Source organism: Bifidobacterium reuteri DSM 23975, assembly GCF_000741695.1.
Taxonomy (GTDB): Bacteria; Actinomycetota; Actinomycetes; order Actinomycetales; family Bifidobacteriaceae; genus Bifidobacterium; species Bifidobacterium reuteri.
Genome location: NZ_JGZK01000001.1, coordinates 1 through 22,305 on the forward strand (window position 1 = coordinate 1; position 22,305 = coordinate 22,305).

The window sequence follows — 22,305 nt, forward strand, 5'->3', positions numbered from 1 at the left end:
GAGACCAAATTAGGGCGACTATCCCTCTGACGACTACCCCTCAGTCCCGCTTCGCGGGCCAGCTCCCCTGACAAGGGGAGCCGACTGTCGCCCGCACCGGCCCCTTCTGACGGGACGTTGCCGTGAAGCAAACAGTGGAGCTGTTTGTAGGCAACGTGCGAGCCGACAGGCGAGTCAGCAGACTGCCGCGCGTAGCGCGTCCCTTATTGCAGGACGGGCTGTCAGCGGAGCTGACTGGGGGGGGGGGAGAGAATCGCCGCCGCTGCGCAGTGATTCCCGCATTCATAACCGTCTTTCATAACTGAAAATCCATAACTGAAAATTCATCCCACGTAGTGAACCCTTATGCGGCTTTCCCGAGGGTGCAGGACTAAACCTATCTCTCGGAAAAGCCCACAAGGAAAAACCGCGTAGGGTTCTGCAACACAGCAGAACACATTGATACTCAACCCATAAATCAACAATAGATATAAAGGAGCGCCAAAAATGGCAGCAACTATCTGGTACGAGAAGGACGCCGATCTGTCCGTGTTCGATGGCAAGAAGGTCGCCATCCTGGGCTACGGCTCTCAGGGTCACGCTCACGCGCTGAACCTGCGTGATTCCGGTGTCGACGTGGTCGTCGGCCTGCGTCCTACCTCCAAGTCCGTGGAGTTCGCCAAGGAGCAGGGCCTGGAAGTCAAGTCCGTCCCGGAAGCCGTCGCTGAGGCCGACGTCGTCATGATCCTTCTGCCTGATCAGTACCAGGCCGCCGTCTACAAGAAGGACGTTGAGCCGAACCTGAAGCCGGGCGCCGCCCTGGCCTTCGCCCACGGCTTCAACATCCACTACGGCTACATCAAGCCTTCCGAGGATCACCCGGTGTTCATGGTTGCCCCGAAGGGCCCGGGCCACATCGTGCGTCGTGAGTACGCCGCTGGCCGTGGCGTCCCGGTCGTGGTCGCTGTCGAGCAGGACCCGGACGGCAAGACCTGGCCGCTGTGCCTGGCTTACGCCAAGGCTCTGGGCGCTCTGCGCGCCGGCGCCATCAAGACCACCTTCACCGAGGAGACCGAGACCGATCTGTTCGGTGAGCAGGATGTCCTCATGGGTGGCATCAACCACCTGTGCGACATGGGCTTCGACGTGCTGACCGAGGCTGGCTACCAGCCGGAGATCGCCTACTTCGAGGTGTTCCACGAGCTGAAGATGCTGGTCGACCTCGCCAACGAGGGCGGCCTGAACAAGGCCCGTTGGTCCTGCTCCGACACCGCCCAGTACGGCGACTACACCTCTACGGTCATCACCGAGGAGACCAAGAAGCGCATGCAGTACCAGCTCAAGCGCATTCAGGACGGCTCCTTCGCCAAGGAGTTCATGGACGACCAGGCCGCTGGCGCCCCGAAGTTCAAGAAGCTGCAGGAGGAGTACTCCCACCCGCACCTCGAGACCGTCGGCCCGAAGCTGCGCGCCATGTTCTCCTGGAACAACGCCGAGGCCAAGGATCAGGACGAGGCCGAGTCCTTCAACGGCAAGATCGCTCGTACCCAGGTTCAGTGAGCCTGACTGCGTAAGCCGCGAGTCTGCTATCGCCTAGTGTTGTGATGCGTTAGCGTGATGCGCTTGCGTGATGCGCCAGAAAACCGTTGACTGTATTTCCCGGCTCCCCTTGTCAGGGGAGCTGTCCCGCGAAAACGGGGCTGAGGGGTAGTCATGTTGTCAACGAAGCTCTGACGGGACACTAGCGCGATTGCAATGAAAAGCCGTCATCCCGCAATGGGATGGCGGCTTTTTCGTATTTTTCGTATCGGCGGACGCGGCTGCGTAGTGCGTGTTGGAGCCGCGGCTGGCTGTGCCTGCGCACATTATGCGACGCCGGACCCCCTGTCTGAGTAACAATGCGATGGCTCATTTTCTCCGTGCCATGGCGGTGCAATTTCGGTCTTTCTGCGCTGGTGTGGCACGGGAGTGTGCCACACCAGCGCAGAATCGCCCCTTATTGCGCTGGTGCGGCGCATATTTTGGCTAATTTGCGTTGCGCGCGATAAGGTGCCGTGCCACGCGGCTGCATTTTCTCGTATTACGCACTGGCGTGGCACGGAGTCTCGTATTGTTCTAGCGCGAATCGTCCGCGAATCGTCCGGACTATAAGACAGTGTCCATAACCGCGCGAAAGTCGTTTCGTGATTCAGCTCACGTTGTGGGACGGCGGCAGGAAACCAACGGATTCCCGATAGGATAGACCTCAGTTTTGCGAGTCGCGCCCACAAGGCGACACCCGCCACGCTTGAGACAGTCCGGGTCAGGCCCGGACGCCAAACGCGCATCTATGCACAACCGCATACGCGCAACCACCACAACACAACCGCGTACCGGCCGTGAACCCGGCCGGCGCGTCAGTAGTACAAGGAGTGCTTACATGGCTGCACAAATCTGGTATGAGAACGACGGTGACCTCTCCGTCCTCGATGGCAAGAAGGTCGCTATCATCGGTTACGGCTCCCAGGGCCACGCCCACGCGCTGAACCTGCGCGATTCCGGTGTCGACGTGGTCGTCGGCCTGCGTCCGACCTCCAAGTCGGTCGACTTCGCCAAGGAGCAGGGCCTCGAGGTCAAGTCCGTGGCCGAAGCTTCCGCCGAAGCCGACGTGATTATGATTCTGGCCCCCGACCAGTACCAGCGCACCATCTGGGCCAACGACATCGAGCCCAACATCAAGCCGGGTGCCGCCGTCGCCTTCGCTCACGGCTTCAACATCCACTACGGCTACATCAAGCCGTCCGAGGATCACCCGGTGTTCATGGTTGCCCCGAAGGGCCCGGGCCACATCGTTCGTCGTGAGTACGCCGCTGGCCGTGGCGTGCCGGTCGTCGTGGCCGTCGAGCAGGATCCGCGTGGCGATGGTTGGGCTCTGACCCTGGCCTACGCCAAGGCCCTCGGTGCTCTGCGCGCCGGTGCCATCAAGACCACCTTCAAGGAAGAGACCGAGACCGATCTCTTCGGCGAGCAGAACGTGCTCATGGGTGGCGTGAACAAGCTCGTCGAGATGGGCTTCGAAGTCCTGACCGACGCCGGCTACCAGCCGGAGATCGCCTACTTCGAGGTCTGCCACGAGCTCAAGATGCTCGTCGATCTGATGAACGAGGGCGGCCTGAACAAGGCTCGTTGGTCCTGCTCCGACACCGCCCAGTACGGCGACTACGTCAACACCGTCATCAACGAGGACTGCCGCAAGCGCATGGAATACCACCTGCAGCGCATCCAGGACGGCTCCTTCGCCAAGGAGTTCATCGACGATCAGGATGCCGGCGCCCCGCACTTCAAGGAACTGCAGGAGAAGTACTCCAACGAGCGCATCGAGACCGTCGGCCCGAAGCTGCGCGCCATGTTCTCCTGGAACAAGGATGGCGTCAAGGATGCCGACGAGGCCAACTCCTTCACCGGCAAGATCGCCCGCGCCCAGGTTCAGTGATTCTTCCTTGGCTCCCCTCGGGTGAGGTGCGCACGGACAGCGAGTCGGCAATCGCAGCCTTCAGGCTATCCGTGTTTGCAGTACGCTGGCGCATAAGCGCCTGAGGGTGGTCCCCAGTGCATACCAAAAGGCCGCCGCTCCGATTCATTCGGAGCGGCGGCCTTTCGCATGGCCCCACCATATAGTCAAACCTCCGCCACGTAGTAAAATCCCCACGACGTAGCAAACTACCCACCACGTGGTGACGCAAAACGGCTTTATTCCGCGGAATACAAAATTACGCTGACATCGTGGTAGAAGATTCATCGCGCGGTGGGCAGTTCATCGCGTGGTGGGATAGACAGTTGATATACGCCGGCTATCAAATCAATGATGTCTTGCTGTGTTCCCCGTATGCCGAGCTGCTTTATCGGAAGCGTTTCATGGGATATTTTCCCAAGAAAATCAGCGAGATCATGGTAGGCCTCGTCGTTGAGAGACACGCGATCCTCTGGAGCAAGTAGTTGAGCCAAACGGAATACATCATATTTATGCTTCTTGAGATCTTTTCCGTCTACGTGCTCGCCATGTTGTTCTCGGGCGTTGAGATCCAACCATGCTTTCGCCTTGAAAGGAATGAGATATTTCTCGTTAAGCACGCTGATGCCTTGTATTGATTCGCGGCCTTGCTGCAGTAGCCGATAGTAGCTGTCGTTCAGCATGATGGCTGACAGGCTGGAAACGTCGTTTGCAATATGCAATGGCGTCAGGAACGAGTTCGGCACAATAGGGAAGTCAGGGTGACGTGAAAATAGCTCGATCATAGTGGGATACCCGTACGTACTGGGGTGCATGAAGCGGTACAGGTGAGGCTGTGCGGAGTTCTTCGTGATAGAGGTGTATCCGCCATCGCGAATGAAAGACCACAATCGTTGTGCAAACTCGCGAAGATGTCCCTCGGCAATCAGCACCATGTCAATATCTTTGGTGGCTCGGAAGTCCAGTTCGTTGTCGGTCATGATGATGTCACAAGCGGTGCCGCCGATGATTACGTAAGAATCTTCGTAGCCGGCAAAGGCCGTTCTGATGAGCTGCAGGCCTTGTGTCATATTGTCGCTCCTGAGAAAGTATTGCGGATGGATTCTTGTATGGCGTCTTCCAAACGTTCGTCGGCAATCTCGCCAAGAGTCAGGGCCGTGGAAATGGGGTCGGCAAGGTAGTCTTCCTGCGTATATTGAGCAAGTAGGCGGGGATCGTACCTCCACAGCTCCAGAATATATGCATTATCTGGCACCTTTTCCAAAGCGGGGTCGATAATGCATAGTTCCTTGTTGTGCTGCTTGAGCCAATGACGTTCAACGGCATAGATTCGCAGTTTTGGGGTGGCCAGTTGCGTCCTGCGCGAAAGAGCAAATTCGCCGGCCGGAATCAGCTCGTCGGCAATCATCTGGCGATTGCGATTCGTGACGGTATATTTGCTGAATATTGGTGACTTCAGGAGATGCCAAGATGATTTCAGTAAATCAAGTCGGCTGGTCTGCCTTGAAGTCAGTAGTTCGACGCTATTGCTGCGGCCTTGCTTGGTGCGGTGCACGAATGCCAGCTGTTCTAACAGCGTCACGGCAACGCTGACCTGAGCTTCGGTAAACTGAAGCGCTCGGGCAATATCTGATTGGACTTTGCTCTCGTTGGAGTAGAGCAAATACAACCAGACCAGCTGTGTTGCGGGGGAGAAGGGTCGCACCTCGATATCCTGTGCGTTCTCCAGCGGCCGTGAGGAGATGCGCTGGGTGAACACCATGCCCAGTGAAGGGATATACAGTTGGGTACCGGGCACGATGAAAGGAACGTGATTCTGAATCAGGGCTTTTCGCTGGTATGCAGAAAGCCGGGGAAACTGAAAGACAATGGGCAGATCCGTCCGCTGCTCAAGCCTGCTGGCGTCGGCGGTGACGCGTGTGATGCTGAATGGGTGAGCCTCTCCGCTCGCGATTAGCATGCTCGTGTTGTCGATGGTGAGTTTGCTGAATGTCCGTCCGTTGGCCAGAAATAGCGGCAGTGAGGCAGTGCCATCCCAAGAAGTGATTTGGCAGGGCAGACCAAGTGTCTCGCGAATGTAATGCTCGGCATCCATGTCGACCTCAATCCTTAACGAAAATCTGCAAGATTCACATCTCTTGTTAAGTATATAGAATATTATTAAGTATTTCGGGGTTGGCATGTCGCGAATGGAAAGAAAGGGCAGTCATCCCCGAAATGGAGACAGCTTAGCCGGGAAAAAGGACGACGCCAGCATCCGGAGAAGATGGATGACTGGCGTCGGGTAAGCTCGCAAAAGCTCTACTGAACAACCCACGCAGAAGTGTCGGTGGGGAGCTGGCCTTCGGGGGTCAGCGGGCCGGACGCCAGCACCACGGAGCCATCGGGCAGCGCGACCGGGGCATTGCCGAAGTTGGTGATTGAGGTGAACACCCGCCCGCCAACCGCCGCGCGGGTGTACGCCACCACATCGTCGCCCATGTCCACCTGCTCGGCCGTGGTGTCGCGCGTGGCGGTCAGCGACTCCTGGCGAATCGCCAGTGCGGCGCGATACAGCGCGAGCATCGAGTCCGGGTCGGCTTGCTCCACGTCCACCGCGTAATCCTTGAACCACAGCGGTTGCGGCAGGTGCGGGTCGGCGGCCGGCGTCACGCCCTCAGCGCGCGTAGCCGGCGAGAAGCCGAAGGAAGCGCCCGTGCCGAACTGGCCGGCGGCGCACAGCGGCACATGGTTCTCGCCGGTACCGTCATCGGCCGGAGTCGGACGGCTGAAATCGGCCAAGGCCGGCTCATCGGCGGCGGTCCACGGCAGCGGCACGCGGCAGCCGTCGCGGCCCTTGTCCATCGTGGCCTGAGCAGTGTGGAAAGCAGTCGGATCCTCCAAGTGATCCCACGGAATATCGGCCACCTCAAACAGGCCCAGCTCCTCGCCCTGATAGATATAGGCGGCGCCGGGCAGGCCGAGCTCCATCAAAGCGGCGGCGCGGGCGCGGCGAGTGCCAAGCTCGCGATTCTCGGGATAGGTAGTGCCGTTGCGCAGCAGCCAGTCGTGCGGCAGCTGGTGGTAGGGCGCGCCCTTGATCTGCGGCAGGCCGTAACGGGAGGGGCTGCGCGGCACGTCGTGATTGTTCATGACCCACGTGGTGGTGGAACCGCCGGTTTCGGCCGCCGCCTTGAGTCCGGCGGCGATGGCCTCGCGGAACTCGTCGGCATACCAGCTGGCTTGGGCGAAATCGAAGTTGAAGGACTGGCCCAGCTCGTCCATCGAAGCGTACAGGTGCTGGTGCTCGGGCACCACCCACGCCTCGGCCACGGCAAAGCGCGGCGGGTTGTACTCGTTGAACACCTTGCGCCATTCGCGGTAGATATCGTGCACCTCGCGACGGTCGAACAGCGGGTGGCTGAAGTCATGATTCAGCACGCCGACCACGCTGTATTCGCGGCCGAGCTCTTCCAACGGCTTGGATTCGAGGTCCTTGGCCAGGCCGTGCGCCACGTCGATGCGGAAGCCGTCGGTGCCGTGGTCGGACCAGAAACGCAGGGTCTTCTTGAACTCCTCGTGGATGTCCGGATTCTTCCAGTTGACGTCCGGCTGCGCCTTATCGAACAGGTGCAGATACCACTGGCCGTCGGCCACGCGCGCCCAGGCCGGGCCGCCGAAGAAGGATTGCCAGTCGTTCGGGGGCAGTTCGCCATGGTCGCCGCGGCCGTCGCGGAAGATGTAGCGGTCGCGCGCCGGGGAGCCAGGCTCGGCGGCGAGGGCCTCCTGGAAGAACACGTGCTTGTCGGCGGTGTGATTGGGCACGATGTCCACGATCACCTTGATGCCGGCCTCGTGCGCGGCTTTGGCCATCGCGTCGAAGTCGTCCATGGTGCCCAGCCGCGGGTCGACGTTGCGGTAGTCGATCACGTCGTAGCCGCCGTCCGCCAGATCGGAGGGGTAGAACGGGGAGAGCCAGATGGCGTCCACGCCGAGGCTCTTCAGGTAGTCCATCTTCTCGGTGACGCCGGCGATGTCGCCGATGCCGTCGCCGTTAACGTCCTTGAAGCTGCGCGGGTAGATCTGGTAGACGACGGCCTGCTTCCACCAGTCGTCATTGAGGTTATTTGCGGTCATGCCGATTCCCTCCTGTTCCGGGTGCGTTGTGGTTGGGTTGTTCCGGTCGCGCCCGAACTGCTGTGTGAAGACCCAACCGTTGTATTGATGATGACAACGATATCATGTGAATTACGCATGCAAAAATCGATTTATCGGCGTTTTGCGGTGGTAACGTGGTCACGCCTGCGCGGGCGCTGCTGTCGCGGCAGGCGGCGCGGTGGTTTCGCGCAGTATTAGCGGAGTGCCCGGCCGTACGAATGCCGGTTCGATTGACTTGCCGGCAATGGCATCCAATACCATGTGCCCGGCAGTCGCGCCCATTGCGAACGGGTCCTGATGCAGCGTGGTCAGTCCCACGGCGGCGGACAGGGTGGAATCGTCGAAGCCGATGATGGAAATGTCCTGAGGTACCCGCCGCCCGTATTGACGCAGGCGATACAGCACGGGCGCGGCCATTTCATCATCCTCAAAACAGAAGGCGGTGATGCTGGGGGAGGCGTTCAGTACGGCGTTCAATGCCGCGTTGCTTTCGCCAAGACCGCGTTGAATGCTCAGGGGCGTTAGCTCGATCCCCGGATGGGCGGCAGCGGCATCAATGACGCCCTGCAAACGAGCCTCGGCACTGTAGCGCATATTGGTTTCGGTCGGTGCGCTGCCGACGAACGCGATATGCCGGTGACCGAGTGCAATCAGGTGCTCGATAGCCGAACGTGTGGCGGCGTAATCATCAATGCTCACGCCTGCGTCGAACCCATCGGTGGAGGGGATGTTGATGCCGACAATCGGCACGTGCATATGCTTCAGTCGCTCCACTTCAGCCGGTTCGATGTCGAAGGAGCTGACAATCACCGCATCCGCATTGCGCCGCACGGGCAAATCCGCAAAGAAGTCGTGGCGCTCGGCGGCGTTGCGCATGGGGTAGGGCACAGTGTCGTAGCCGGAGGGGCGCAGCGCCGAGTCAAGACCGGCGAAGATGTTCGAATTGAACCAACTGGCGATGGTCTCGCTGGCAAGTAGTGCGATACGGAACGATTGGCCGGATTTTAGGGCGGCGGCCGAGCGTGAGACTGAGTAGTCGAGCTTTTCGGCCGCGGCCATCACTCGGTCTCGAGTCTCGGGAAGCACCAGATCCGGCTTGGCGAAGGTCCGGGACACCGTGGATACGGAAACGCCGGCCTCGCGGGCCACTGCCTGAATGCTTGCCTTGGTCATATGCCGTCGCTCCTTTACCGTCGCGAACAATCATTGTCATGACAACGATAACATGCCCATAACAAGTCGCCGTCTTCGGCTATCTCGATTACGAGGGGCTGATTTAGACCAATTTCCCGTTGCCGGAATCGATCACCGCTTCTCTCGGCGCATCACGGCGGCTAGGGACTGCACGCGTGGCAGGTCGAAGACCTCGTCGGTATGCACCACGTGGCCTGAGCTGTCCGCCAGCGGCACGCGCCAGTTCGAATACTCGCTGGAAGTGCCCGGCTGATTCTGGGAACGGCATTCGCCCACGCCGTCCACCAACGCTGCCTGCAGCAGCAGCGACGGCGTATCGGTGAGCATGGCGTGCATCGCCTCCACGATCTCCTGCACATGGCCTTCCACATCATCCGCCACGGTCTGCGAGATATAGCCGTTCTCCACCAGACGGTTCATCATGGCCGTGCGTTCGGCCATCGCCGAGGCGGCGAACGCCTCCACCGGCTCGCTCAGGAGATGCAGCTCCTCGCGCAGCTTGACGTGTTCGAAGTTCAGGTAACCGGCGGTGGGTGGCAGATCGTGCGTGGTCACCGAGGCCAATGCCTGCTTGCGGTAGTCCTCGGGTGCGCGGTACGGGTCGCCGGCGTTCGGCGAATCGTCCACGCGGTTGAACCATTCCACGTCAGTGCCGAGTACGCCGTGATCTGCCAGAATGCGGCGCACGTAATCCGGCACGGTGCCCAGATCCTCGCCAACCACCATGCCTCCGGCGCGCGTGGCTTCGATGGCCAGTACTCCCAGCATCGCTTCGTGGTTGTACGTTACGTATGCGCCGTTGAGGGCGCCGAGCCCCTGCGGAATCCACCACAGGCGGAACAGGCCCAGCACATGGTCGATGCGCACCGCGCCCGCGTGCTCGTACATCGAATGCACCATCTCGCGGTACACCTGGTAGCCGGTGGCCTCCAGATAGCGTGGGCTGAACGGCGGCTGGCCCCAATCCTGGCCCTGCTGGTTATAGAAGTCCGGCGGGCAGCCGACTGTGACGCCGCCGGAGGCGAAGCGTTCCGGATTGGCCCAGGCATCCGCGCCGAGCCCGTGCACGCCCACGGCCATGTCTTGCATCAGACCCTGTGTCATGCCGTGGTCCAGCGCCTCCTGCTGCGCGGCGTTCACCTGCTCGGCGGCAATCCACTGCAGCCAGCGGTTGAACTCGAACAGGTCGTGGTGCTCCTCGACGAGCTGGCGCACGGCCGGGTCGTCGATGGTCTTCTCGAAGAACCAACGGTTCTCGCCCCACGGCGCGCCCCATACCTCGAAGCACAGGCACCAGGTGGCGAAGGAATCGAGGTCTGGGCCGGCCGTGGCCTTGAAATGCTCGAACTCCAGCTCGCGCTTGTTGTTGCGGCCCGCTTCGAAGATCAGGCGCAGCGCCGGGCGCTTGGCCTCCCACGCCGCGTTGATGTCCATCGGGGTCGATTCGTCGTTGCGCGCGGCCACCGAATCATGCAGCGCATCCACCTGCGCTCGCACGTCGGCCGGCAGTGTGGCATATTCGGGGATATCCTGCGGCCGGATGTACGTCACGTTGAGGAATCGGCGCGATTCCGGTAGATACGGCGACGGCTCGAGCGGCGGAATCGGCGCGCCGGCGTGAATCGGGTTGATGAGCATGAAGTCGGCCTTGGACTTGTCGGCCGCGTCCGCCAGCAGCAGCTTCAGGTCGCTGTAATCGCCGATGCCCCACGATTCGCGGGACCGCACGGAATACATCTGCGTCATCCAGCCCCACCGCTGGTGCTCGGCGACCGCCTCCGGCACGGGAATGCGCGCGGGGGCGGCGATGATGGCCGCCTTGCCCTCGCACCCGTCCACCGTGACGGTCAGTGTGTGGTAGCCCATCGGCAAATCGGGGGCGATGGTCAAGTCCGGCTTGCCGGAATTGAAGTTCGGCAGCAGGGCAAAGTGGCCAAACGCGGTGCCGTCCTCCAGCTCGATGGAGGCGGTGATGTCCGCGTCCGATGAGCAGTTCAGGGTGATGCCGGTCGGTTTGCCGGTGGTGGCGACGATGGTGGAGGGGAGCAAACGTTTGCTGTTTTCCACCTCAAGTTGGGTCATGGAGCGTGCGATGGCCTCGTCGCTGGATGCGTCCACGTCGAGGGCCTTGAGCACGGCGACCAAGGCCTCGTCGCTGATTTCGGTGTAGGTGCCGAGCTGGTCGATGAACGAGGTGGAAAGCCCGCAGGCTTTGGCCAGCTTGACCAGCGGACGGGCGAGTCGTTCCGCGCTTTCCGTACGCTGCGGGGCACCGGAAGCGGCGTCGTTGGTGGTGTCTGCGATGGTGCCGGTGCTGGTCGCTGCGTCGTTGCCGTACGCGTCGGTCATGATGACTCCTTGCTTGCAAATCGGGTACTGCTAGTCGTTTGCATTGCTGTTCGAGGGCCGCTCTGCGTTGAGGTTCCGGCAATCTGACAGACCAATGTTCGAGCTGTTCTGTCTTTACCGTAACTCATATTGACAACGATTGCAATATGGTCGGTGAGTTGGGTGGCTGGCAGGCTATCCGAGCACGGCGAACGACTGCGGGGAGAGCGTCAGCTGCCCGTCGCCCACGACCGGTTCGCCGAGGCTGAGCAGCATGGTGGCATCGGGGGAGAGCGCGTTCGGCAGGTCCACGGTTTCGCTGTGGCGGCCCGGATTCATGGCGATGAGGAGAGGTCTGGCCGCCGTGCCGTCGCCGGTGCTGCCGGAGGCGGCCTTGAGACCATTGACTGGGTCCGTGTGATCTACGGCGTCCGCACGTTTAGTGGAGTGTGCGGTGCTGACGCTCGGCTCGGCTGTCCGCAGATAGGCGAACGCGCGGCCGTCCGCGGGCGCGGCGACCACGCTGAATCCTGCGTCGGCGGTCAACGCCGGCTGGGCGGCGCGCAACGCCAGCACCGAGCGGATCCAGTTGAACAGCGAACGCGGCCGCGAAGCCTCGCCGGTCACCGTCGGCGCATCGTCGGCTGGATCGGTCGGCAGATACAGCGCATCCGCCGGGGCCGTGGAGAAGCCGAGATTTGGCGTGTCGGACGCCCATTGCATCGGTGTACGGCTGCCGGTACGCACGTAGCCGCCCTCCTTGGTGGGCAGCGCGCGGTAGCGCATGCCGATTTCGTCGCCGTAGTAGAGGAACGGGCATCCGGGCATGGTCAGCAGCATGCCGTACGCCACCTTGAGCTCGCGTTCGGTGAGGCGCTGGGCCGTGCGCAAGGTGTCGTGGTTGCAGGAGATGAGGTTGAAATGGCCGCCCGCCGCGCGGCAATCGGTGAGCTGTGGTAGGTATTCCGCGAGGAATGGGGCGATTGAGGCACCCGAATCGGCGTTGAAATAACTGGAATCGCCTTCGTGTTCCATAGGCGTATCAGTATTGCGCAGCAGCAGGTTGTAGCCATTCGGGTGGCCGTCCCAGCGCCAGTCGAGGTAGAAGTCCATGTCGAACCCGGCCTGCATCGATTCATTCGGTCGGCCCCATTCGGCGACAAACGCCGCCTCGGGGAATTCAGGGCGGATTTTCGAGAACATGTACTGCCAGGTGCGGATTGTGTATGGCTTGCCGGCGTCGTCGTGCTTGACGAGGCTGTCGGCCATGTCCACGCGGAAGCCGTCCGCGCCGCGGGCCAGCCAGAAGCGCATGATGTCGACCATCGCGTCGCACGTGGCCAGGGCATCCGGGCCGAGCGCCGGTTTCTGCCATGCCTGGTGCGGGTGTGCGAAGCCGTAATTGAGGGCCGGCTGGCATTTGAAGAAGTTGAGGATGTAGGTGCCGTCTCGCTCAGTCTCGCCGCCGATGAAGGGCAGACCGTCGCCGCCGGCGATCCAGGAGTCGGTCCAGATGTAGCGGTTGGAGACGTTAGTGGGCTGGTCTCTCCCCCAGTCGGCTTCGCCGACCGCCCGTCCTGCAATTACGGAGCCTTCGGCCTGTTTTTCTGCTCGACTGTCGTCGAGCCCTCGCCTAAAAACACCTCCGGTGTTTTCTTTACGGCTCGGCCCATCAGAGGGGGCGACAATAGTGCGCTCGGCAGGGTTCGGGCGGGAGCTGGCTTGGAACCAGTGGTGTTCTTCGCTGGTGTGGCCGGGGACCAGGTCGAGCAGCACGTGCATGTCGCGCTGGTGGGCGGCTTCGAACAGCACGATCAGGTCGTCATTGGTGCCGTAACGCGGCGCGACTTGTGTATAGTCGCGCACGTCATAGCCGGCGTCCTTGAACGGCGAGTCGAAACAGGGGTTGATCCACAGCGCGTTGCACCCCAAAGCGGCGATGTAGTCGAGTTTGCCGGTGATGCCGGGAATGTCGCCGATGCCGTCGCCATTCGAGTCGGCGAACGATTGCGGGTAGACCTCGTAGAATCGGGCGTTTTCCAGCCAGGCCGGCTTGGGGTAAGTCTGGGGATGTTGCGTCATCGTGGTCCTTCCTTCAGGTGTGATGGGTCTGGCTTCTCTGCCGGGTCCGAATAACGGTTGTTCTTACAGATTCTTGTGGGATGTTGCTTAATGATACTGCATGATTGCGAACGCTGTCAATCTGGAGAAACGCGGGGTAAACGTTGAAATATCAAGGATTTAAGACTCTGCAATTATGGCTGATTGCAATTGGCTTGCATACGTTCGCAATTTCAGTTACACTGAACTCAAGCAACAACGACGCATCCCCAATCTTCCGCGATTCCCCTGTGTCGGGCCGAAAACGGAAACGTAGTACCCAAGGGTGTGCGTGGCAGGAGCCGATACTGAAGTCGGCGTCCGAAGAAAGGAAAATCAACGATGATGGCACGATGGAAGAAAGCCCTGGCGGCGATTTCCGCCTGTGCGCTGTTCGTCACGGGCCTGTCCGCCTGCGGGTCCGCAAGCGCGGGCGGAGACGCGGAGCGCATCACGCTTGTGGTGTGGGCCTCCCAGGAGGACCAAGCCAACACGGATTCGTGGCTGCAGACCATGGAGGCCGCATTCGAACAGCAGCACCCCGAATACAGCATCACGTGGAAAAACCAGAACGTGGCCTCGGCAGACGCCGCCGGCATAGCCAAGCAGGATCCGACCGTAGCCGCAGATGTTTACACGTTCGCCAGCGACCAGCTGGGCACCCTGCTCGATGCCGGCGCCATCGGCCAAGTGAGCGACCCGACGATGAAACAGCTCGCCAAGCAGACCAAAGGCAACGCCACGATGCTACAGACCGTCACCGGCGAGGACGGCAACGTCTACGGTGTGCCGCTGGCCGGCAACACCTGGTTCATGTACTACCGCAAAAGCAAGTTCACCGAGCAGGACATCACCTCGCTGGACGCCATGCTCGCCAAGGGCAAGGTCTCATTCCCGCTGACCAACTCCTGGTATCTGCCCGCCTTCTATATCGGTGCCGGCGGCACACTGTTCGGCAAAGACGGCACCGACGCCAAGTCGGGCGTGCAGTTCGGCGGTGCAATCGGCGCCGCCGTCACCGATTACCTCGTCGACTTGCGCAACAACCCGAACTTCGTCAACGACAAGAACGGCTCCGGCCTGGCTGGTCTGAAAAGCGGCAAGGTCGACGTGGTCTTCACCGGCAACTGGGACGCCGCCACGGTCCGTGAGAATCTCGGCGACGACTGGGGCGTGGCCAAGCTGCCCAGCTTCACGCTCAACGGCAAGCAAGTGCAGATGAAGGCCTTCGCCGGTTCCACCGTCTACGGCTGGAACCCGTACACCAAGCATCCGGTGGCCGCCGACCAGTTCGCGGCCTTCCTGTCCGGCACCGAATCACAGCGCAAGCACTATAAGATGCGTTCGGTGATTCCCTCGGACAGCGAGCTTGCCTCCGATCCGGCCATCGAGAAGGATGCCGTGGCACAGGCCCAGATAGACACCATCGCCGAGACGTCCGTGGTGCAACCATCCATCGCCGAGATGAATAACTTCTGGGTGCCGTGTGAGAACTTCGGCAATTCCATCTACAACAAGGAAGTCACCCACGCCAACTCGGCCAAACTCACCGAGCAGTGGATGGCCTCATACCAGAGCCTCCTGTAGAACGCGAGAAGAAAGACCAATCATGGAAACCACAGCCATGCCGCGCGCAGCGAAGCGCGCACCACGCCGCCGCAAGGCGGACTACATTCCCCCGTCGCGCTACACGTTGCGCGCGGCGGCCACCCAAGGCGATGCCCTGACCCGACTGTCGTTCCTGGTATTGGGCGCAGGCAACCTGGCCCGTAAGCAGGTGGCCAAGGGACTGGTGTTCCTGGCCATCGAAGTGGCGTATATCGCCTACATGGTGACGGCTGGCGGGCCGGCGCTCGCAATGCTGGGCTCGCTCGGCTCCCGCACCCAGACCAAACAGAAGATCGATGGTTATTGGCATTATGATGCCGGTGACAATTCGGTGCTGCTGATGGTCTATGGTGTGGCCGCCGTGTTCATCACCGTACTGTTCCTTGTGTTCTGGTCGTATGCCGTGCGCAGCGCGTACAAGGCACAGGTGCTCGCCCGAGAGACCGGCAAGGCGCCGACCTTCATCGAAGACCTGAAGAACGTCACCGATCGCAACGCGCAGGTCACGTTCATGGCGTTGCCGGTGGCCGGCATCCTTGTATTCACCGTCCTGCCGACGCTGATTATGATGTGCATCGCGTTCACCAACTACGATTCCGATCACGTGCTGCTGTTCGACTGGGTCGGCTTCAAGAACTTCACCCAGCTGTTCAGCGCCACCGGCGAGATCAATGCCGCCCAGTTTGGCAGTGTGTTGGCCTGGACCCTGATTTGGGCGTTCTTCGCGACGTTCCTGAACTTCTTCCTAGGCCTGTTCCTCGCGATGATCATCAATCGTCGTACCACCCGACTCAAGGGCTTCTGGCGTGCGGTGTTCTCGCTGTCGATCGCCGTGCCGCAGTTCGTCTCGCTGCTGGTCATTAACCAGATGCTCCAGCCGGAAGGTGCCATCAACCGCCTGCTGATGTCTTGGGGGTGGGTCGACAGCCCGCTGCCGTTCTTCACCGACACCATGTGGGCCCGCGTGACCGTGCTCGTCGTCAACCTGTGGATCGGCATCCCGTTCACCATCATGCAGATCACCGGCATCCTGCAGAACATCCCCGCCGAACAGTACGAGGCCGCCACCATTGACGGCGCGAACTGGTGGCAGACATTCACCCGCATCACGATGCCCTACCTGGTCTTCGTGCTCACCCCGTACCTGATCACCACGTTCACCGGCAATGTGAACAACTTCAACGTCATATATCTGCTGTCCGGCGGCAACCCGACTCCGGTGGGAGATACGGCTGGCAAGACCGACCTGCTTATCACCTGGCTGTACAAGCTCACGGTGGACCGTGGCGACTACAACCTGGGTGCCGTCATCGGCATCTTCACGTTCGTCACCTTGGCAGTGGTCTCCCTGATTACCTACCGCAGCAGCGCTTCCTACAAGAATGAAGGAGGATTCCGATGAGCAGCAACGCGCAGACCGCGACCCCTCGTACCGACATCGCAACCCCTGAGTCCGCCAGCAATCCGTTCTGGCATGACCAACGCAAGCGCCGCATCGTGGGCGATGTCCTAAGCCATCTGTTGCTCGCCGTGCTTGCGGTGATCTGGGTGATTCCGATTGTGTGGGTGGTGCTGGAGAGCTTCAACAAGAATCCCGGCCCCTACAACGAGACCTTCTTCCCCACCGAGTACACGCTGGACAACTACACCAAGCTATTCACCGACACCCACATCCTGAACTTCCCGCGCATGTTCATGCATACGCTGGTGATTTCCATCGTGGTGTGCCTGATCAGCGTGTTCTTCGTACTGTGCGTAGCGTTCTGCATGAGTCGCATGCGCTTCCGTTTCCGCAAGTCGTTCATGAACATCGTGCTGGTGCTGGGCATGTTCCCGGGCATCATGTCCGTGGTAGTGATCTACTTCATTCTGAAGTCGTTGGGCCTGACCCAGGGCGTGGGCGTCACCGTGGCGTTGATTCTCGTCTACTCGGCTGGTGCCGGCGCGGGCTTCTACGTGATGAAGGGCTACATGGACACGATTCCGATGTCGCTTGACGAGGCCGCCTACCTTGACGGATGCACTCGCTGGCAGGTGTTCACCAAGATCATCATCCCGGTGTGCAAGCCAATGCTCGTCTATCAGGCCCTCACCTCGTTCTTGGGCCCGTGGCTCGACTTCGTGATGGCCAAGGCCATCGCCCGCACGCAGGATAACTACACCGTGGCGCTCGGCCTCTACCAGATGCTCAGCCGTGAGTATCTCAACGATTGGTTCGCCCGCTTCGCCGCCGCCGCGGTAATCATCTCGGTCCCGATCGCCATCCTGTTCATCGTCATGCAGCGCTTCTACCAGGAGTCGATGTCTGGCGCGGTCAAGGGCTGACGGTTTCTTGGCTCCCCCTCAGAGAGGGGAGCCAAGAAAAGAAAGAAAGGATCCCCATGGAACAGCAGATCTCCGCGTTGGCGGTAGCCGATTGGACGCCAGCCGAACTGGCGATGCCTTGCCCCGATTATCCTGTCTATCAGGATGACGACCTCGGTGCGTTCCCGGATGCCAAAGGCACCACCTTCCGCGTCTGGGCGCCCACGGCCAGCGGTGTCACCCTGCGCCTGTTCACGGCTGGATCGCCGGAGACGGCTCCCGAGCCTGAAACGCAGGCCGACCTCACTCCGGGCGCGGACGGCACTTGGCTGGTGCGCTGCGACGGCATCGGCCACGGCACTTACTACGACTATCTGGTCCGATTCGCGGACGGCACCGTCAATCGCACCGCCGACCCGTGGGCCCGCGCGGCCGGCGTGAACGGCCGGCGCAGCATGGTCGTCGACCTCGACCAAACCAACCCGGCAGGCTGGGCCGAGGACCGTCGCCCGCACATCCCCAGCCGCGACCTGGTGATTTGGGAAACCCACATCGGCGACTTCAGCAACGACGAACACAGCGGCATTCCGGAAGAGCATCGCGGCACCTATCTGGCCTTCACCCACCCGGACACCAGCGTGGACGGTGCCGGCGAGTTCCCCACCTGCATGGCCTACCTCAAACGGCTTGGCATCACCGCCGTGCAGCTCATGCCGTTCTACGACTACGGTTCCATCGATGAATCGATCCCACGCACCGACCCCGCCCACGGCTTCAACTGGGGCTACGATCCGCTCAACTACAACGTTCCCGAAGGCTCGTACAGCACCAATCCGTATGACGGCGCCGTACGCATCCGCGAATGCAAACAGATGATCCAGTCGCTGCATAATGCCGGCATCAAGGTGATCATGGACGTGGTCTACAACCACATGTTCTCCACCGACAACTGGTTCGAACGTATGATTCCTGGCTACGCGCTGCGCCGCCGCGCCGACGGCACCTTCGCCGACGGCTCGGCCTGCACCAACGACGTGGCCACCGAACACCCGATGATGCGCAAGTATATCGTCGATTCCGCGGTCTACTGGGCGCGCGAATACCATATCGACGGCTTCCGATTCGACCTCATGGGCCTGATTGACGTGGACACGATGAACGCCGTGCGTACTGCGCTCGACCAGCTGCCTGGCGGCGCTACGATTTCCATGCACGGCGAACCGTGGGCGGCCCGCGAAACCGCGCTGGTGCCCGGCACGATTCTGGCCGACAAGCGCGGCATGCCCTACCTGAGCCCGCGCATCGGCGCGTTCTGCGACTCCACCCGTGACGCGGTGCGCGGCCATGTGTTCTACCAGTGGGTGCCCGGCTACCTGACCGGCGCGGCCGCCGATTACGCTGACGACATCCGTCATGCTGAAGACGGCTGGCGCGGCACCTTGCGCGAGACCGCCAGCGTGGGGCAGGTCATCCAATACGTTTCCGCCCACGACGACCTGACATTGTGGGACAAGCTGTGCGCGGCCATGCGCCGCATCCCCACCGATACGGACTATTCGGCCGAAGGCGAGGCGTGCGGGGACCTGATGCGCGCCAACCGACTGGCGGCCGGCATCGTATTCGCCTCCGCCGGTGTGCCGTTCATGCTGTCCGGCGAGGAATTCGCCCGCACCAAGCACGGCGTCTCCGATTCGTTCAGCAGTCCAGCCGCGTTGAACCAGCTGGATTGGCGCCGGGCGCAACGCATGGGCGATTTGGTCGACCATTACGCCGCGCTGATCCAACTGCGGCGCGGCAACCCGGCCTACTTCGGCGGCGCTCGCATGATCGTGCCGCGCGACGACGAGACCGTGGTGTTCCGCGTCGGCGACGATTGCGTGGCCATCAACCCGACCGGCGAGCCGCGGACTCAGCTGGCCACCGATCTGGAGATGCCCGGCCCGTACGGCGAAGTGTCGAAAATCGCTCCCGACGAATGGGCCTGCATCTATTGCTCCGGTGACGAGATGCCAGGCGAAGTCGAGAACCGGCGATTGCCCCTGCCGTCCCACACCTTCACTATCTGGCGGCGCAATCGTGGGTGAATATGAAGCTTGCTCCCGCCGGTGGGGGCTGTCGAACAGCATACTGAACGTGATCAATGAACGAGGGGTCACCGCTGGTCATGCTGCCGATAGCCCACGCCGGCGGGGCTTGTCGTATGACGCGATTTTCTTCGACCTCTACGGCACTTTGGTGGACATTCGCACCGATGAGGAGTCGACCGCGGCATGGGGCGCGCTGCGCGCCGCTCTGGCGGAATACGGGGTGCCGTATCCGGGCAATGCTTCGCTGAGGGCCCGGTTCGAAACGTTGGCCGAGCCGATTCGCGCGGCGGCCTTCGCCGCTCATGGCGCACACGCCGAACCTGATCTGCTGCCGGTGTTCGCCGGACTGATGGGTTGTCGGGATGCGGCATTGGCCGATCTTGCCAGCCGGGCCGACGCCGTATTGGCGAGGTTCAGAGAGTGCGATGACGTGATATGCCGCGATTCCCAAGCCGCCGCGCAGACTTCGCTTGAGGGGAACGCTGCCGTTCGGGAAAGCCGGATGGATATGGCCCGGGCGTTGGCTTGGACGTTTCGACAGGCCAGCACCAGTATGCTGCGCCTCTACCCGGGCGCGCTGGAATTGCTGGCGCGATTGCGATCCGTGGGGTTGCGCGTTGTGCTCGTCAGCAACGCGCAATCCTGCTATACGCGGCCGGAGCTGGCGATGTTGGGCTTGGAATATGCGTTCGACCGGATTGTTATCTCCAGTGAAATCGGCGTGCGCAAACCATCTCCCGCCATATTCCGCCGTGCCGCGCAGGCCGAGGGTGTGGCCCCCTGCAGGGTGCTGATGGTGGGCAACGACGAACGTTCGGACATTATGGGCGCGGCTGGCGCGGGCATCGATGGCGTCTATATGCGCACCGAGATCTCCCCGACCGGCGATCCGCAAACCAGCCAGCACGCCGTGCGCTCGCTGACCGGCCCCGATTATGCTGGATTATTGGGATACTTGAATATATAGCTTGGCTCCCCTCTCTGAGGGGAGTTGTCGCCGTAGGTGACTGAGGGGAGTTTGCCTGACACATAGGCTCCCCTCAGTCTTGCTGCGCGAGCCAGCTCCCCCTCTTCAGAGGGGAGCCAGAACAGGAAGGCGCAACCTTATGAACGAAGTGGAGATGGCAAAGCAGCGGCGTGGTGAGAAGCGCCGCCGCAAGGGCCTGTCCGTATTCCGTCTCAAGATGATCGGCGCCCTATTCATGGCATTGGGCGTGGCCGGCGTCTCGGTCCTGCCGGCCATGTTGGGCGACCCGACTCAGGACATGGCTGCACTGACCGTGGTGGTGGCGTGCACGGCGGCTTCATGGTGCGCCATCCCCATCTACTCATGGCTGCTGTTCGACGGCTACCGGCATACGGGCAGCATTGGAAAATATGTGCTCCGTCTGTTCATCGTCGCGGTGGTCAGCGATGTGCCGTACGACTTGATTATGACCGGCAAGCCATTCGACTTGAGCGCGCAGAACCCGGTGTATGGCTTGGTCATCGCCCTGGTCGTGCTCATGCTGGTGGATTGGATTGCATACCAGTACGGCGGGGAGAGTCTGCGCCCGTGGTCCGGTGCTCGGCGAGGTGGTGCGGCTGCGGTGCGTTGGCTGCTGACCATTGTGGTCATTCTGGCCGGACTGCTGTGGGCGTTGCTGCTGCGCGTGGGCGTGGATCAGCGGATTATGCATACCGGTGTGCTGACGCTGCTGTTTGTGCTGGTGTTCTACTTCCTGAACGCGCGTGAAAATACGATGATGTTCACCGCCGGGCTGCTGGGTGCCGTGATGTGCATTACGCCCGGTATTGGTGTGGCCTTCCTGCACTACCGCAATGACGAAGTCGGGTTCAAGCAGTCTTGGACCAAGTGGGCCTGGTACGCGGTCTATCCAGTGCTTTTGATTATCGGCGCGCTGGCCTAGTTACGCCATTTCCCCGAATGGAATATCGGTGCTGCGCGGCACTAGCTGTGCCTCGAGCACCTCGTGCGGGTCATAGAGCGTCTTGCCACTGATGAGCGTCAACGCCTTATTGGCAGCTGCGCGGCCCATCGCATACGGATCCTGACGCATGGTCGTCAAGTTGATGGTGTCGGCATAGGGGCTGTCGTCAAAGCCGACAATCGAATAATCGCGCGGCGTGCGGTGGCCGTAACGCTCCAGCTTGAGCACCAGCGGAATCGCCATCATATCCATCTGGCAGCAGATTGCGTCCGGGAACTCATCCATCGCCAGCAGCGCGGATAATGCGGAGTCGGCGAAGGCCGTGCCGCGCGGCACGGAGAGCACTTCCCAATTGATGTCGTGCTTGCCTTCGGCGTCCTTGCAGGCGTTGATGAAGCCCTGTGCGCGTGCGTCAATCGAGGAATCCAGCCCGGCGGCCTCGGAACAGGGGTAGACGATGTGCTTGTGACCGAGGTTGATGAGATGCTGCGCGGCCGTGTACATGCCTTTTTCGTCGTCGATGCTGATGGTGGCGTCAAAGCCTTCGGAAGACGGCGTATTGATGCCGATGATCGGCACATGAATGCGCTGCAGCTGCTCGACCTCGTGCGGATCGATAGCGAACGAGGCCACGAAAACGGCATCGACATTGCGGCGAATCGGCAGGTCGGTGAAGAACTCATGACGGTTTGCGGCGGTATCGATGTGCTGGAACAGCGAGATGTCATAGCCGGCCGGATGCATCACCGATTCGATGCCCGCGAACGTTTGCGTATTGAACCAGCTGGTGATCTCCTCATTCATCAGCATCGCCACACGGTAGGTCTGTCCGGACTTTAGGGCGGTGGCAGAGCGGAAGATGTTGAAATCGAGCTTATCGGCCACATCCAGCACCTTGCGGCGGGTCTTCGCCGAGACGAGTTCCGGGCGGGTGAAGGCGCGCGACACTGTAGAAATGGAGACTCCGGCCTCCTTGGCTACTTGGTAGATGTCTGCCTTGCCCATGTTCCTCCTCGTGCAATTCGTGGTATCGGCTATGCCACGTAATCCCCCTAACGGGTTGCGCCATCCACGATGTGTAATCATTTGTATCATATACTGCAAACGTTAGCGCGAAGCTGGGGGAAGTGTTGCTTGGTGTGGTATG

The 22,305-nt window shown here is 61.3% G+C and carries 15 protein-coding genes; 8 read left to right on the plus strand and 7 right to left on the minus strand.

The window, feature by feature from the left end; translation table 11 throughout:
- Nucleotides 1-486 precede the first annotated feature (486 nt).
- Nucleotides 487-1,539, plus strand: coding sequence for a ketol-acid reductoisomerase (ilvC, locus tag BREU_RS00005; RefSeq protein ID WP_044089467.1), 1,053 nt, complete (start codon nt 487-489; stop codon nt 1,537-1,539).
- Between the two features lie 769 nt (nt 1,540-2,308).
- Complete coding sequence (ilvC, locus tag BREU_RS00010; protein ID WP_269147446.1) at nt 2,309-3,451, plus strand: ketol-acid reductoisomerase; 1,143 nt, start codon at nt 2,309-2,311, stop codon at nt 3,449-3,451.
- A 302-nt stretch (nt 3,452-3,753) separates the two neighbouring features.
- Here the strand turns inward: ilvC (BREU_RS00010) and BREU_RS00015 are convergent, their stop codons facing one another.
- From BREU_RS00015 to BREU_RS00040, 6 genes are all read right to left on the minus strand, one after another.
- Nucleotides 3,754-4,539, minus strand: a complete 786-nt coding sequence (locus BREU_RS00015) for a hypothetical protein (RefSeq protein WP_044089463.1) — start codon at nt 4,537-4,539, stop codon at nt 3,754-3,756.
- The gene (locus BREU_RS00020; RefSeq protein ID WP_044089462.1) at nt 4,536-5,564 is read right to left on the minus strand and encodes a helix-turn-helix domain-containing protein; all 1,029 of its coding nucleotides are present in this window, start codon (nt 5,562-5,564) and stop codon (nt 4,536-4,538) included. The genes BREU_RS00015 and BREU_RS00020 overlap by 4 nt, the downstream gene beginning before the upstream one ends.
- Nucleotides 5,565-5,770: 206 nt before the next feature.
- On the minus strand, nt 5,771-7,585 hold the full coding sequence (locus BREU_RS00025) for a glycoside hydrolase family 13 protein (protein ID WP_044089461.1): 1,815 nt from the start codon (nt 7,583-7,585) through the stop codon (nt 5,771-5,773).
- 159 nt (nt 7,586-7,744) lie between these two features.
- The gene (locus BREU_RS00030) at nt 7,745-8,779 is read right to left on the minus strand and encodes a LacI family DNA-binding transcriptional regulator (RefSeq protein ID WP_044089460.1); all 1,035 of its coding nucleotides are present in this window, start codon (nt 8,777-8,779) and stop codon (nt 7,745-7,747) included.
- Nucleotides 8,780-8,911: 132 nt separating this feature from the next.
- Complete coding sequence (malQ, locus tag BREU_RS00035) at nt 8,912-11,149, minus strand: 4-alpha-glucanotransferase (RefSeq protein WP_044089458.1); 2,238 nt, start codon at nt 11,147-11,149, stop codon at nt 8,912-8,914.
- A gap of 174 nt (nt 11,150-11,323) precedes the next feature.
- Nucleotides 11,324-13,210 (minus strand): alpha-amylase family glycosyl hydrolase, encoded by a 1,887-nt coding sequence (locus BREU_RS00040; protein WP_044089455.1) that lies wholly within the window; start codon nt 13,208-13,210, stop codon nt 11,324-11,326.
- 360 nt (nt 13,211-13,570) lie between these two features.
- Here BREU_RS00040 and BREU_RS00045 point away from each other — a divergent pair, with 360 nt between their 5' ends.
- From BREU_RS00045 to BREU_RS00070, 6 genes are all read left to right on the plus strand, one after another.
- Nucleotides 13,571-14,815, plus strand: a complete 1,245-nt coding sequence (locus BREU_RS00045) for an extracellular solute-binding protein (protein WP_044089454.1) — start codon at nt 13,571-13,573, stop codon at nt 14,813-14,815.
- A 22-nt stretch (nt 14,816-14,837) separates the two neighbouring features.
- The gene (locus BREU_RS00050) at nt 14,838-16,238 is read left to right on the plus strand and encodes a carbohydrate ABC transporter permease (RefSeq protein WP_044089453.1); all 1,401 of its coding nucleotides are present in this window, start codon (nt 14,838-14,840) and stop codon (nt 16,236-16,238) included.
- Nucleotides 16,235-17,161 carry a sugar ABC transporter permease gene (locus BREU_RS00055; protein ID WP_044089452.1) on the plus strand — a complete coding sequence of 309 codons (927 nt, stop codon included), beginning with the start codon at nt 16,235-16,237 and terminating at the stop codon, nt 17,159-17,161. Before BREU_RS00050 ends, BREU_RS00055 begins: the two co-directional genes overlap by 4 nt.
- Before the next feature lie 56 nt (nt 17,162-17,217).
- Nucleotides 17,218-19,224 carry a type I pullulanase gene (gene pulA / locus BREU_RS00060; RefSeq protein ID WP_052381956.1) on the plus strand — a complete coding sequence of 669 codons (2,007 nt, stop codon included), beginning with the start codon at nt 17,218-17,220 and terminating at the stop codon, nt 19,222-19,224.
- Entirely contained in the window at nt 19,217-20,194 is a 978-nt protein-coding gene (locus tag BREU_RS00065) for an HAD family hydrolase (protein WP_052404681.1), read from the plus strand. The genes pulA and BREU_RS00065 overlap by 8 nt, the downstream gene beginning before the upstream one ends.
- Nucleotides 20,195-20,333: 139 nt before the next feature.
- The gene (locus BREU_RS00070; protein ID WP_044089451.1) at nt 20,334-21,137 is read left to right on the plus strand and encodes a TraX family protein; all 804 of its coding nucleotides are present in this window, start codon (nt 20,334-20,336) and stop codon (nt 21,135-21,137) included.
- Here the strand turns inward: BREU_RS00070 and BREU_RS00075 are convergent, their stop codons facing one another.
- Entirely contained in the window at nt 21,138-22,163 is a 1,026-nt protein-coding gene (locus BREU_RS00075) for a LacI family DNA-binding transcriptional regulator (protein WP_044089448.1), read from the minus strand.
- Nucleotides 22,164-22,305 lie beyond the last annotated feature (142 nt).